Source organism: Microcystis aeruginosa NIES-4325, assembly GCF_008974145.1.
Lineage (GTDB): Bacteria > Cyanobacteriota > Cyanobacteriia > Cyanobacteriales > Microcystaceae > Microcystis > Microcystis aeruginosa_G.
The window spans coordinates 1-14,203 of the sequence record NZ_BJKP01000023.1 but is presented as its reverse complement, the minus strand read 5'-3'; the positions used below and the strand labels follow the sequence as shown (position 1 = coordinate 14,203).

Here is a 14,203-nt window from a genome sequence, read left to right as displayed (position 1 = left end):
GGCAAGGGACGAATTTTAATTATTTTCCTGCTTCTCCGTCGGTTTGTAGTCTTGTTTTAGCAATAATGCGGGTTTTCTTTAAATCCCCCTCGCTCAATTCTTCTCCCACCTGTAAACGGGTGGCATTCGTTTGAAGGACAGTGGCGGCATTTTTCTCTCCCAATTGTAGGGCCGTTTTGGCCGCAGTTTGTAGCATGGTGGCGGCGGCTGCTCGATCGCCCTGTTTTAATTTTTCTTCGGCGATTTGGGTTTGACGATATTTGGCTAAAGTGAGAATTGATTTCTGAACTTGCTCGTTTAATTGGGATTGATAGAGAGCTTGGGAGGTGATATCAAGGCTAAAAGTTGCAGTTTCTAGCCCTTTTTGACCGGAAGCGGGATCATCGTAGCGAATCTTCACCTTAGCTATGGTGTGAGTACCGGGGGGAATTTGGTCAATATAGAGATTGAGGAGGAGAATTTTTTCTTCATCTATCATTAAATCCCCCAAACGGGTGATGTAAAAATTGCCCTCTTTTTGTAGGCTCATTTCTATGGTTTCCGGGGCAACTTGGGCGATGGGTTTTAAGTCGGCTAAATGAGTCCGGGCATCTAATTCTAATTGCAGGAAAGCGTTAGTTAACCGCACAGATTGCAGACGGTTAAACAGACGAGTAAATTCAATTAAAGCCTGTTCGGGTCTTTCGATATAGGATAAACTTCCGCCAGCGATATCGGCAATTTTTTCTAGTATATCTTGATTCCAATGATCGCCAAAACCGAAGGTATTTAAGGTTATACCGTACTCAGCTGCTACTGCGGCTAATTTTAAACAGCGTTGATTATCTCCGTGTTCATTTTCACCATCGGTAAGCAGAAAAATATGAGATACATAACCTTTGCTGCCGCTAGAACTTTCTTGAATACCTAATTTTATCCCTTCATCGATCGCCGTGCCTCCTCCCGCTCGTAATTGTTGAATTTTTGAGCGAATTAAGGTCAGATCATCCTGTCGCGATTGGGAGGGAAGAATAACTTTAGCGCGATGATCGAAAGCTATCACCGAGAGACGATCATTAACTCCGAGGGATTCTATTAAACTTAAAGCCGCTTTTTTGACCGTTTCTAGGGGTTTTCCCTGCATAGAACCGCTATGATCGAGAACTAAACAAAGATTAATTGGTAAATTTGTGTTGATCTGTTCACTGGTGGCGGCGATCGATAGCATCAGTTGACGTTGACTGCTGCTTTGATTAGCGTCGATATGACTATCACTCAAGGCCGATTTTAGAGTTACCCGCATAAGAGTTTTTTATCGTGGTCGTTGATATTTATATTGTAATGAGTATAGTTAGATTTGTGTTTATTTTCCCGTCTGGCATCGAGTTAAACAAGTTCGAGAAGTGGCTGCATCTCATATTTGTCAATCTACGATACTCACCTGCGGTTGTTCATATATTGGGAATAATTTAAGAGTCACTGATAATTCTCGATTATCGATATTTCTACAAAGTTAAGATGCAGCCCCAGCAGTTCTTGATTGGAAATTTTACCTTAGCCAGTCGGCCCTATTCTTTCGTGGAAGTCATGGTAAAATCTCTTTAACGCAAACTAAAGTTATTTACTCTTTTTGAGATGATAACAAATTGGAATCGATATTGATCAGGGGAAGGGAGCCTGAACCAGCCATGACGACAGGAAAACGTCCATCCCACTTTTCGATTGCTCGTTGTTGTAAAATTTCTGCTGTTAGGTTTTGGCGCAATAGTTTTTGAGCTTCTGCCTGTCCCTTTGCGCGGTTGATTTCCGCTTTCGCTTCCTGTTCTGCTTGTTGTGCGCGAAAAGCGGCTTCTTCTGCCTTTTGTTCCGCTACTTGTTTGGCTTCAATCGCTGCGTTAAACTCTTCAGAAAAACCAAAATTAACGAGAGATACATCATTGATAATTATCCCATAACGTCTTAATCTTTCGGCGAGGGAAGTGTCAATTTCACGCTTGAGTTCTCCTCGCTCTTGCAAGATATTCTGTACGGGACGTTGTGCTGTTGCCGCTTTGACAATTTCTGATACTGCGGGGTTTATAATACCAGAGACAATCACATTGATATCCCCAACTTGTTGATAAATCTTATTAACTTGGTCGGGGTCGATGTGCCAGTTAACGATAATAGTTGTTTCTACATCTTGCAAATCTTTGGAAGATCCTTTTGCCTTTACTTCCGTTGTTTGTACTCGAACGTTGAGGCGCTTGATCTTGGTGACAATCGGTATAACAGGATGAATTCCTTCATCGAGGATTTGTTTTTGCACTTTGCCAAAGTACATGACAATGCCCCGTTCGCCAGTATCAATAACGGCAAAAGGGCGCAGTACGGTAGTAATGGTTAATATTAAAATCCCCCCCGCCATTAATGGTATTATATTGCGATTGTAATTCATGACAACTCCTTAGATATTTGATCGGTTTTATCGTAGCACTGTTATTATAATCCTGTTTAAAAAGTATAGGAAAGTGGGGAGAAACAATCCATAACTGAGTTTTTAAAGTTCGATTGGGATTAACTAGAGGAGAGAAGGAAAGTGAGAGGACCCGTTTAAGATAAAGCGGCGATCGCTTGTTCTAAAGCTAAAGAAATATGAGTCCAATGGGTTCCCCCCTGACAAAAAACGATATAGGGTTCCCGTAGAGGTCCATCGGCGGAGAATTCCGAGGTGCTACCATCGATAAACGTGCCACCAGCCATCACTACTTTGCTCTCATAGCCTGGCATTTGGGCAGGAATGGGATCCAAGTAGGAACCGATGGGAGAATAGGCTTGAATGGCTTTACAGAAGGCAATCAGCTTATCGGGGGAACCGAGTTTAATTGCTTGAATAATATCGCGTCGAGGCACAAAAGGAGCGGGATTAACTGGATAACCCAACTTATCGCCCACATAGGCAATTAAATGACTGCCTTTCATTGCTTCTCCCACCATTTGCGGCGCTAGAAACAATCCCTGATAAAGAAGACGATTTTGGTCAAAAGTTGCCCCTCCCTCGCTACCGATCCCCGGTGCTGTCAGACGATAGCAGGCCATTTCCACTAATTCCGCTTTACCTGCTATGTATCCCCCGGCCGTGACGATTGTACCTCCGGGGTTTTTAATGAGAGAACCGGCCATCAGATCTGCCCCCACGTCGGTGGGTTCTTGGGTGTTGATAAATTCTCCATAGCAATTATCAACAAAACAGACCGTATTCGGGTTTTGTTGTTTAACTATACGGACAATTCTCTCGATTTCGTCAATAGACAAACTCGATCGCCAGGAATAACCACAGGATCTTTGAATATGTACTAAACGGGTTTGGGGTTTCACTGCCGTTGCCAAGGACAACCAATCGATCGCACCAGTAGAATCTAGCTCTAATTGCCGATAACTAACGCCAAAATCCTTTAAAGAGCCTTGACCACTGCCCCTAATCCCAATTACTTCCTCTAGGGTATCGTAGGGCGCACCCGCTACCGCTAACATCTCATCCCCCGGTCGAAGAACCCCATACAAGGCACAGGCGATCGCATGGGTTCCTGAAACAAATTGTACCCGCACCGCTGCCTTTTCGGCCCCCAGAGCTTGGGCGAACACTTGATCTAAAGTATCCCGTCCCAAGTCATCATGACCATAACCACTAACACTAGCAAAATGATGCACCCCGACGCGGTTTTCACGGAAAGCAGCGAGGACTTGACGGAGATTGTCCTTGACCTGTGCGTCAATTTCCGAAAAGATGGGGAGTAAGGCCTTTTCTGCCCTGTGGAGTAGAGAGGGGATATCCATCAAACAATAGACTGTGATATTTGTTACTATTTATTAAGCGTCAAAGTTCCCCCTGTGTCAAATCGAGACGGATAAGACAATGATGCTCTGTCTCCTGTTGTTTCCCTTTGGGTTATTCAATGACTGTTGCGACTTCCGAAAAACTGCCCATTGACTGGGTGACTCTCATCTACATGGCTTTTATCCACTTAGTGGCTCTTTTAGCCTTCTTGCCTGGCAATTTTAGCTGGGGTGCTGTGGGAGTGACATTGATTCTTTATTGGATTACCGGGGGTTTAGGAATTACCCTCGGTTTCCATCGTTTGGTTTCCCATCGGAGTTTTAAGACTCCCAAATGGTTAGAATACTTTCTGGTTTTGTGCGGAACCCTCGCTTGTCAGGGGGGTGCGATCGCATGGATAGGTTTACATCGTATTCATCATAAATATTCTGATACTGCTCCCGATCCCCACGATTCTAATAAAGGTTTCTGGTGGAGTCACATGGGTTGGATGCTGCACGAAATTCCTGCTGATGAAGAAATCGCTCGTTTTACCCAGGATATCGCCGACGATCCTTTCTATAAATTCTGTCAAAATTATTTTGTTCCTATCCAAATTGTTTTAGGCTTAATTCTCTATGCTATGGGTGGTTGGCCGTTTGTAATTTGGGGAATTTTTGTTCGCTTGGTCTTAGTTTTCCACTCCACTTGGTTTGTCAACAGTGCCACCCACAAATTTGGTTATGTTAGCCATGAATCCCACGATAATTCTAAAAATTGTTGGTGGGTTGCCCTCTTAACTTTCGGTGAAGGTTGGCACAATAATCACCATGCCTATCAGTATTCTGCCCGTCATGGCCTACAATGGTGGGAAGTTGACCTGACTTGGATGACCATCCGTCTGCTGCAAATTCTGGGATTAGCTACTAATATTAAGTTGCCTCCCACCACAGCAACGGCGACAGAAAGTTAGTTTTATCCAGTTGTTAAATTAAATCTAGCCGAACTTATGTTTAAGTTCGGTTATTTTTTCTCCGACTTAACCCAAATCTGACGGCTTTTCCCACGGCACAACTGAGGAATATAGGTAATGCGAATCCTCCCCCAAAAAACGAAATCATTGATAGGATAAACTTGATTATTTCCCCCTCTGTCGAACATTGACTGGGGAAAGCACAACTCATCCCAAGAGCGAAGGATAACCAACCAAAAAAGAAAACACACAGGGGAAATAAGAGGCAAAAAACCAGACCCCCCGCTAGACAGCCTAATTCATTGGCCGTTCTATTCGATTTCTTCTCTGTCACCATCTCTATCGCTAACTTTTTCTAACCCTTAGCATAAAAAAGTAAAACTATCAACTTTTTTAACAAATGTTTAATATTTACGCCGATGTGCCAGAGAGACCCCAGAGAACGTATATTAAAAGCTAATAGCCAAATTATAGTAAGTTTCTATGAAAAGAATCTCGATTTTAGGCTCTACAGGCTCGATCGGTACTCAAACTCTCGATATTGTCACCGATCATCCCGATAAGTTTCAAGTGGTGGGATTAGCCACGGGTAATAATATTCAACTACTATCGGAGCAAATTCGGCAATTTCGCCCGCAAATCGTGGCGATTAATAACGAAAGTCAACTAGAAGACCTGAAAAGCCTAATTTCCGACCTTGACTATACCCCGATTATCCTAGCAGGAAAGGAAGGAGTAATCGAAGTGGCCCGTTATGGCGATTCCGAAAGCGTCGTCACGGGAATTGTCGGTTGTGCGGGATTGCTGCCGACAATTGCCGCTATTACTGCTGGTAAAGATATCGCCCTCGCTAATAAGGAAACCCTGATTGCTGGCGGTCCGGTGGTGCTGCCTTTAGTGGCAAAACACGGAGTTAAATTATTACCTGCCGATTCGGAACATTCAGCTATTTTTCAATGTTTACAGGGAGTTCCCACTGGGGGATTAAAAAAGATTATTCTCACCGCTTCTGGGGGTGCTTTTCGCGATTTACCGGTGGAAAAATTGCCGCAAGTAACCGTAGCTGATGCCCTGAAACATCCTAACTGGTCCATGGGCAGAAAAATCACCATCGATTCGGCTACCTTAATGAATAAAGGTCTAGAAGTTATCGAAGCTCATTATCTGTTTGGTGTAGATTATAATGCGATCGATATTGTTATTCATCCCCAAAGTATTATTCACTCTTTAATTGAGTTACAGGATACCTCGGTTTTAGCTCAATTAGGCTGGCCTGATATGCGTTTACCCCTGTTATATGCCTTGTCTTGGCCTGAAAGAATTTATACCGATTGGGAACCTTTAAATTTAGTTAAAGCCGGCAGTTTAACCTTCAAAGAACCCGATCATCAAAAATATCCCTGTATGGGATTAGCCTACGCTGCTGGCCGTGCGGGTGGGGCAATGCCAGCAGTATTAAACGCGGCCAATGAACAAGCGGTAGCATTATTTTTAGAAGAAAAGATTAGCTTCTTAGATATTCCCCGGGTGATCGAAAAAGTTTGCGATCGCTTTGCCATTCATAACAGTTCTACCCCTAGCCTAGATGATATTTTAGCCGCCGATAATTGGGCGCGTCAAGAAGTATCTAACTGTCTGATTGCCAATCTGGTCTAGATAGTCTAGATTCTGTAGGGATGTTAACTATAATGTCTCTACAGGTCTAGGATAGAAAAATCACTAATTTCGGATATTTTTTCTAGTTAACCAGATTTACAATGATCATGGCAAGAGTTGATAACATTAAATGACCCTGTAGCTTTCTCAAAAATAAGATAAAATAAAATAAACAAGATAGCGGTTATTACTTTTAATTTTCTATGGTTACAACTTCTCTATCCCTCCCCGAAATCGCCAGAGAAACCCGTCAAGCGAGTCGTCAACTGGCTATTCTGACTAACGAAGAAAGGAATGAAGCTTTAGAGGCTATTGCTGAGGCTTTAACTGCCAATTCTGATAAGATACTAGCATCTAATATCGCCGATGTTCAAACAGCCAAGGCGATGGAATTATCTCCGGCTTTATGTGCGCGATTAGAGTTAAGTCCTGGCAAATTAAAAGCCGCCATTGCTGGGGTGCGAGATCTGGCTAAATTAGCAGATCCTTTAGCTACTATACAAATTAATCGGGAATTAGATCAAGGTTTAACTCTTCGGAGAATAAGCTGTCCTTTAGGGGTTTTAGGCGTTATTTTTGAAGCTCGTCCCGATGCTTTAATTCAAATTACCAGTTTAGCGATAAAATCCGGCAATGGCGTTATTTTAAAAGGGGGAAAAGAGGCGCTCCGTTCTTGTCAAGCTTTAGTAACAATTATTCATCAGGCATTGAGTGAAACTAAAGTTAATTCGGCGGCGGTGCAATTGTTAACAACAAGAGAAGAAATTCAGGAACTATTAAAACTTGATCAATACATCGATTTAATAATTCCTAGAGGTTCTAACGAATTTGTGCGTTATATCCAAAATAATACCCGCATTCCCGTCCTCGGTCATGCCGATGGTATCTGTCATCTTTACATCGACAAAGAAGCAGATTTAAGCAAAGCAATTAGGATTACCGTCGATGGCAAAACCCAATATCCTGCCGCTTGTAATGCCATTGAAACTTTATTGGTTCATCAAGACATCGCTAGACAATTTTTACCTGCAGTAGCCCAGGCATTAGAGGAAAAAAAGGTTAAATTATTGGGAGATGAAGCAACTCGTCAGATTATTAACGTACCATTGGCCACAGAAGAAGACTGGCAAACCGAATATAGTGATTTAATCCTGTCAATTAAAATTGTCGATAGTCTAGAATCGGCAATCGAACATATTAATTATTACGGTTCTCGACACACGGAAGCCATTGTCAGCGAAAATTTTAACACGGCCAAAACCTTTAGCGATCGAGTCGATGCCGCTGGAGTTTTTCATAATTGTTCCACCCGATTTGCCGATGGTTTCCGTTACGGTTTTGGGGCCGAAGTGGGTATCAGTACCCAAAAAATGCCTCCCCGGGGTCCGGTGGGATTAGAGGGATTAGTGACCTACAAATATCAATTAGCCGGAGATGGTCATATTGTCGCCGATTATTCTGGGGAAAATGCCCAATCTTTTATTCACAAGGACTTATAGTCGAGAAAAAAGCCGATGTTTACAGGATTAATTCAGGCCTTGGCAACGATTCGGGTCGTGGATACCGATAGACTTTATTTGTCTGTATCCTCTAATACAATTCTCCGAGATTTAATGATTGGTGATAGTGTGGCTGTGGATGGGGTTTGTTTGACAGTCGAGGAAATTCTCCCAGAGGGTTTTCTGGCCACCGCTTCCACGGAAACCCTACAGCGCACTACTTTAGGACGAAGGATTCACAAAGAAACCAACGTTAACCTAGAAACCTCTTTGCGGGTGGGTAGTAAAATCGGCGGTCATTTTGTCACTGGTCATGTGGATGGAATTGGCTGTTTAGTCGAATCGATAATCGTGGCTAATTCTTGGGAAATGACCTTTGCTGCCCCTAGTTCCCTAGAAGACCACTGGAATAACTACATAGCTCGTTATATCGTCGGTAAGGGCAGTATAGCTGTTAATGGCATTAGTTTAACCGTGGCCGATTGCGATGCATCCGGCAGCTGGTTTAAAGTGGCTGTCATCCCCCACACCTACGCTGAAACCAATCTTTCCCATTTAAAATTAGGCGATTGGGTGAATCTAGAAGGGGATATTTTAGGCAAATATGTGGAAAAATTGCTAGGAATACGCTCTTATCACCCTCCTAGCGAGATTAGCCTAGAATTTCTGGCTGAACATGGTTATTAGTTTTCCAGAAAAAGCCTTTTCAACTATAGAAACCTAAGTTGCTACCTATGGGATTAAGCAAAAAAAGCTGCTACAAAAGATAAAAGACGAGTAGCAGCCAAAAAAATGAATGACGAGATTATAGCGATTTATTGCCTTTGTGTCTCAAAGCCATGAATCATCAAGAGGATTCACAGCAACAGATCAGCGATGGGGAAGTGATGACCACAGCTATAGTTGCCCCCCTGTATTACAGTGGCAATTTTGAGAAAGGGAGAAAAGCGATGTCACAACCACAGTATATTCCGAATATGATTAGTCGTAGTCGCTTCAATCGCCGATTACACAGAGTTGAGCCGATGCTATTGGTTTTATTTGAAGCCTTGGGACAAGCTTGGAAGCATCTGAACAGCGAGTCTGTTTACAGTATTGATAGCTTTCCCATCCCAGTTTGTGACAATATCCGTATCCCAAGGTCAAAAATCTATGGTGGTGACGAGGCTTATCGAGGTTATCAAGCCAGTAAGAAGCGGTATTTCTATGGCATTAAAATTCATCTGATGGTTACAGAAACAGGAGAGCCTGTGGAATTTTTTCTCTCGACTGGTTCATTTGCTCATGTTAGAGGTTTGAGAGTATTTTCCTTCGATTTACCGGTCGGTAGCGTTGTTTATGCAGATAAAGCTGACAACGACTATGAGACTGAAGACTTGTTGCTTGAAGCGGAACATATCCAACTCTCGGCTATGCGTAAGCACAATTCTAAGAGACCTGTAGCTGGCTATGTCCAATTTCTTGTTGCACTATAAACGCAAGGTAATTGAAACGAGTGGTAGCTTGCTATCCCAGCTTTTACCCAAATCTATTCATGCTGTTACTGCTAAAGGGTTTGAGCTTAAAGTAATGCTTTTTGTTCTTGCTTTTAGTGTTAATCTATGGGTGGCAACTTAGGTTACATAATGCTCGTATCTCCCCCTCAGTTCGGCCGGGGTGGGAAATTGGCTGAGGGGTTGAGGGGGTGAAGTTATAGTCATTTCAATTAAGATTGAGAATATCAATCCCAGATTTCATAAGGGTTTTGTCAGCCCAGACTGTATCAGACTTATCTGAAATGACTATATATCCGTTGTGCGATCATGTTCGACAAAAAGATGACCGTTACAGGAGTACACAAACGGTACATTTAACCCTTTGGCATAGCGTTTGACCTGTTCTAAGCCTTCAGTGGGGGGCGCATCTTCCTTTTTTGCTTCTATTAGGGCGACGGCTACGGGTTGGCTGTCGCTACTGACGGCAACTCGCAGGGTATAATCGATCCTTCCCCTGGCGCGTTCGGCTTCCCCATCGATAATTTGAATTGCCCTCGGGGTTTCTTCTCGCTTGAGACAATCCTCTGTCCATCCTCGTTGATGCAGGACGGGGTCAATTAATTTGGCTCTGCTGTCTGCTTCTCCTAATCCCATGGTTCTCTCAAGACATTGATATACTCCCACCGTCAAGTAAAACGTAGTGGACTGTTTCAGCTAATTTGGTGCAATAGATTCTCCCGATTCCTCCTCCTCAAACACAGGATAAAGATGTTTCAGCTTGACCCTAGCATCGCTGGTCGTAAACGTCCATATGACTGTAGATGCAGTCTGATTACGTTCTTTTTGCCATGTTTCTATCTCCCTTTTCAGTTCTTCCTTGCTAGAAATCCTTCTATCTAAACATTGCCTCGATAAGACGCTTAGTTCAGTTTCGGCTACATTTAACCAGCTACCATTACGAGGTGTGTGATAAATTTCCAGTCTTCTAGCTAAACGATGAGCAACGGGTGCTGGAAATGCTTCATAAAGCGAGGCTATGTTATGAGTGTTCAGATTATCACAGACGAGCTTGACTTTTCGAGCCTTTGGATAGTCCACATCCAATAATTGACGAATTTCTTCTGCCCAATCTATTCGGGTTCGACTATCTCGGTTACTCACCCGTCTCCATCCTCGATGGGGGTCAAAAAACAGGAACAAGGCTTGAACCCCTTCACGACTATAGTGATAGTCTTCTTTTTTATCTTGTCCAGGTTGCATGGGTATCGGGGGGTAAACTTCTCCAAGTAGTTGCTTTGATGCCTCATCCATCGCGATTAACGGTTCTTCTTCCGATGGCTGAGTGCCATACAGGTCAAGGACAACTTCCATCTGGGCAACAAATCGGGCTAAATCCTGTTCCGGAATACAGTATCTTTGGGTTTTCCAAGGGCGTAATTGGTTTTTTTTAGAGTACGCCACACCGTTGGACTGGAAATCTCGGTGATAATTTGTCTTTGTTTGAGTTCCGAGGTTAATAGTCGGATTGTCCACTCGGCTCGGCCAGATGGTGGCTCCGAACAGCACAGGGCAATGATTTGGGCGGCGGCGGCTCCATCAACTTTTGCCGGAGTGGGGGGAGTTTTTCTCGATTTCGGTTCTAATGCTGGTTTTTCGCCTTTTTGAAGAAATCTTTGACGAATACGTCCCACTGTGTTTCTATGGACCTCTAAAGCTTCGGCTATTTCTTCATCTGTCCATTTTCTTTTCGCCTGTTCTCCCTCGTCACACATCAGCAAAATCCGAGCGTGGAGAATTTTTTTAGCTGGTGCATAGCCATTACGACTGATTTGTTCGAGGTTTTCTCTTTGTTCCCCTGTTAGATTGACTTTATCTCGCCGACCTCTTCCCATTAAAATGTCCTCTGCTTGTTCGAGCTATTGCACTATTTTAGCTGAAACAGTCCAGTAGGGTGCGTTAGACGGCAAAAATTGCTGCTTTGACTGGAAAGTGACAATCCGTCGTAACGCACCACCTCTCATCAACATTTACTCATACCGGCGGTTACGTTTGCGGATAATCCAGAGGATAAACCAGATAACTAGGACAAGTAGGGCTATTTTCGACACGGGAGCCAGATATTCTTCCACAAGGGGGTAATTTTTCCCTAAAAAGTAACCTGCTGCCGTTAAAAAAACGACCCAGAGGGTCGTGCCGATGGTGGAGTAAACTAAAAAGGGAATCATCGCCATGTGATTCATCCCAGCAGGAAGGGAAATCAAAGTTCGTACTCCAGGGACTAAACGACAGAGTAAAACCGCTTTGCTACCGTGACGGTTAAACCATTGATTAGCTTTTTGAATATCCTTAGCGGAAACGGTAATCCATTTACCGTATTTATCGGCTAGTTTTTCGATTTTTTCCTCATCCACAACCCGACCGAGATAATACCAAGGTAGCGCTCCGACTACGGTTCCGACAATCCCCGCTACCACTGCTGGAATAAATTCCATTTGTCCCTCATGGACGGTAAAACCCGCCAGGGGCATAATTAATTCCGAGGGAATGGGAGGAAAAAGATTCTCTAAAAACATTAATAGGGCTATGCCTAAATAGCCCATAGAAGTCATTGTATCTGTAATCCATTCAGTCATGTTTTTTTAGGATTTAGAAAACAGTTTTAAAGTGAAGTATTTTCAGCAAACAGTGAAATGATAACTCACATCTGAAAACTGAAAACTGAAAACTGATAACTGATAACTGATAACTGATATTAGGTTCCGGAAGTCCAGGAGTTGATATATTCTAATTGGGCTTCGGTGAGAGTATCGATTTCAATCCCCATGGCTTGCAGTTTCAAGCGGGCGATTTCTTGGTCTGATTCGTAGGGAATTGAATAGATGCCAGGTGCCAATTTACCTTGATTTTTAACCAAGTATTCTACACCGAGCGCCTGGTTAGCGAAACTCATATCCATAACGGCGCTAGGATGACCTTCGGCGGCTGCGAGGTTAACTAGGCGACCTTCACCGATAACAACGACGGATTTACCGCTTTTTAGCCTATATTGTTGGGTAAAGTTGCGAACTTCCTTAACATTATCGGCTTTTGCGCCTAAAGCTTGCAGGTCGATTTCAATATCAAAGTGACCAGAGTTGGAAACAATCGCCCCATCTTTCATCAGGTCAAAATGTTCGGACCGGATAACGTGCTTGTTGCCGGTAACGGTGATGAAGATATCGCCTTCCTTAGCGGCTTCATCCATGGGCATAACCCGGAAACCGTCCATCGCCGCTTCAATGGCGCGCACGGCGTTAATTTCGGTGACAATTACATTAGAGCCTAAACCTTTGGCCCGCATAGCCACACCTTTACCACACCAACCATAACCAGCCACAACCACGGTTTTACCGGCAAGGAGGATATTGGTGGCGCGAATGATACCATCAAGGGTAGATTGACCTGTACCGTAGCGATTATCAAAGAAATGCTTGGTTTCTGCGTCGTTAACGTTCATTGCGGGGAAGGATAACACCCCGGCTTTGAGCATGGCTTGCAAACGGACGATACCGGTGGTAGTTTCTTCGGTGGTACCGATAATGTCGGGTAATTGGTGACTTCTTTCTTTAACTAGGGTGGCCACTACATCACAACCATCATCGATGATAATCTGGGGTTTATGATCAAGGGCGATTTGAACGTGACGGTGATAGGTGTCGTTATCTTCCCCTTTGATTGCATAAACGGGGATACCGTAATCAGCGACTAAACAAGCGGCCACATCATCTTGGGTGGAAAGGGGATTACTGGCAATTAGTAACGCATCAGCGCCACCAGCTTTTAGTGCGATGGCTAAATTAGCGGTTTCGGTGGTAACGTGACAGCAAGCAACTAAACGCAGTCCAGCAAAGGGTTTTTCGATGGCGTAACGTTCGGCTAATTGACGCAAAACTGGCATTTCCCGACCGGCCCATTCGATGCGCTGTTTGCCGATGGGGGCTAAACTAATATCTTTGATGTCGTATTTCTGTTGAACTGGTGTTGCTACCATAAGGGGTTTTCCTTAAATACAAGCCTCGGCTATTGGTTAATTTAACTTAACATTGTCTGGGTATTTTGGCTAATGTCAAGCTTTCCACTGGTTTTTTATATAGGAAAAAGTTATCAATCCCTTGCTGACCTATCCAGAAATCAGTACATTATCTCTACTTTGAGCGATTATTTAGTACAATGAAACTACTGCAGGATATCAATTTAAGCTAGATATCTGGCTCTTCTGGTTTCTGTGTGGAAACGAAATCTATACTAATAGTTTCTTCCGCAAAATAGTCTTAAAAGTCTTGTCCGGTAAGCATTTTGCGTTCTATAAGCAAAAATTATCACACAAAGTCGAGAAGAGCCGATATCTTTATATCGTGATGATTGGATTCCAGGCTATTTAAAGGTTTAGGCTCATTTAAACTACTAATTTGCTATAACCAGTCTAGGAGAGCCGGAAAAGTTAGCAGAAATATATAAACGTCCTCTAGCTTTATTCTTTTTCCCAGAACCTCCCCTAGAAACCAATGAAAATACTAGGAATAGACGTTAGCCGTAATTGGGCTATCGTGGTTTTGTTGTGTGAATTTCCGACGGTTTCCCCCCTGCAATACTCGAAAAGTATCAAGGAACCGGTTAGGGGATACCCGCGAATTAAAGGTAATGTTCAACTAAATGAGATATAGTCATTTCAAATAAGTATGATACAAGTAAAAAATAGGGTAAAATAAGGAAAAACAAGCAACCCATACAGAAAAATGTCCTATAGCCTAGACTTGAGAAAAAAAGTAATTGATTATGTAGAGAA

General features: G+C 43.2%; 12 protein-coding genes. 5 read left to right on the top strand and 7 right to left on the bottom strand.

What is annotated here, in order from left to right; translation table 11 throughout:
- Positions 1 to 19: 19 nt before the first annotated feature.
- From MiAbW_RS13215 to MiAbW_RS13205, 3 genes are all read right to left on the bottom strand, one after another.
- Complete coding sequence (locus tag MiAbW_RS13215; protein WP_151696483.1) at positions 20 to 1,282, bottom strand: vWA domain-containing protein; 1,263 nt, start codon at positions 1,280 to 1,282, stop codon at positions 20 to 22.
- 318 nt (positions 1,283 to 1,600) lie between these two features.
- Positions 1,601 to 2,416, bottom strand: coding sequence for a prohibitin family protein (locus tag MiAbW_RS13210; protein ID WP_151696482.1), 816 nt, complete (start codon positions 2,414 to 2,416; stop codon positions 1,601 to 1,603).
- 155 nt (positions 2,417 to 2,571) lie between these two features.
- The gene (locus MiAbW_RS13205; RefSeq protein WP_151696481.1) at positions 2,572 to 3,795 is read right to left on the bottom strand and encodes a methionine gamma-lyase family protein; all 1,224 of its coding nucleotides are present in this window, start codon (positions 3,793 to 3,795) and stop codon (positions 2,572 to 2,574) included.
- A gap of 119 nt (positions 3,796 to 3,914) precedes the next feature.
- Here MiAbW_RS13205 and MiAbW_RS13200 point away from each other — a divergent pair, with 119 nt between their 5' ends.
- From MiAbW_RS13200 to MiAbW_RS13175, 5 genes are all read left to right on the top strand, one after another.
- Complete coding sequence (locus tag MiAbW_RS13200; protein WP_002748596.1) at positions 3,915 to 4,748, top strand: acyl-CoA desaturase; 834 nt, start codon at positions 3,915 to 3,917, stop codon at positions 4,746 to 4,748.
- A 483-nt stretch (positions 4,749 to 5,231) separates the two neighbouring features.
- Positions 5,232 to 6,404, top strand: coding sequence for a 1-deoxy-D-xylulose-5-phosphate reductoisomerase (gene dxr, locus MiAbW_RS13190; RefSeq protein WP_151696479.1), 1,173 nt, complete (start codon positions 5,232 to 5,234; stop codon positions 6,402 to 6,404).
- A 203-nt stretch (positions 6,405 to 6,607) separates the two neighbouring features.
- Positions 6,608 to 7,903: a glutamate-5-semialdehyde dehydrogenase gene (gene proA / locus MiAbW_RS13185; protein WP_151696478.1), complete on the top strand. Its 1,296-nt coding sequence runs from the start codon at positions 6,608 to 6,610 to the stop codon at positions 7,901 to 7,903.
- A 15-nt stretch (positions 7,904 to 7,918) separates the two neighbouring features.
- Entirely contained in the window at positions 7,919 to 8,590 is a 672-nt protein-coding gene (locus MiAbW_RS13180; protein WP_151696477.1) for a riboflavin synthase, read from the top strand.
- Between the two features lie 152 nt (positions 8,591 to 8,742).
- Positions 8,743 to 9,378: an IS982 family transposase gene (locus MiAbW_RS13175; RefSeq protein ID WP_202981357.1), complete on the top strand. Its 636-nt coding sequence runs from the start codon at positions 8,743 to 8,745 to the stop codon at positions 9,376 to 9,378.
- Positions 9,379 to 9,684: 306 nt separating this feature from the next.
- Here the strand turns inward: MiAbW_RS13175 and MiAbW_RS13170 are convergent, their stop codons facing one another.
- The 4 genes from MiAbW_RS13170 to ahcY all read right to left on the bottom strand — a co-directional run bounded on the left by MiAbW_RS13170 (position 9,685) and on the right by ahcY (position 13,408).
- Positions 9,685 to 10,062: a type I restriction enzyme HsdR N-terminal domain-containing protein gene (locus tag MiAbW_RS13170; RefSeq protein ID WP_238707283.1), complete on the bottom strand. Its 378-nt coding sequence runs from the start codon at positions 10,060 to 10,062 to the stop codon at positions 9,685 to 9,687.
- Between the two features lie 30 nt (positions 10,063 to 10,092).
- Positions 10,093 to 11,270, bottom strand: a protein-coding gene (locus MiAbW_RS13165; protein ID WP_151696475.1) for an IS630-like element ISMae25 family transposase whose coding sequence is annotated in 2 segments (ribosomal slippage) — positions 10,093 to 10,829 and positions 10,829 to 11,270 — 1,179 coding nt in all. Because the reading frame shifts where the segments join, the coding sequence is not laid out codon by codon here.
- A 135-nt stretch (positions 11,271 to 11,405) separates the two neighbouring features.
- Entirely contained in the window at positions 11,406 to 12,011 is a 606-nt protein-coding gene (locus tag MiAbW_RS13160) for a DedA family protein (RefSeq protein ID WP_151696474.1), read from the bottom strand.
- Between the two features lie 119 nt (positions 12,012 to 12,130).
- The gene (gene ahcY, locus MiAbW_RS13155; RefSeq protein WP_151696473.1) at positions 12,131 to 13,408 is read right to left on the bottom strand and encodes an adenosylhomocysteinase; all 1,278 of its coding nucleotides are present in this window, start codon (positions 13,406 to 13,408) and stop codon (positions 12,131 to 12,133) included.
- Between the last annotated feature and the right edge of the window lie 795 nt (positions 13,409 to 14,203).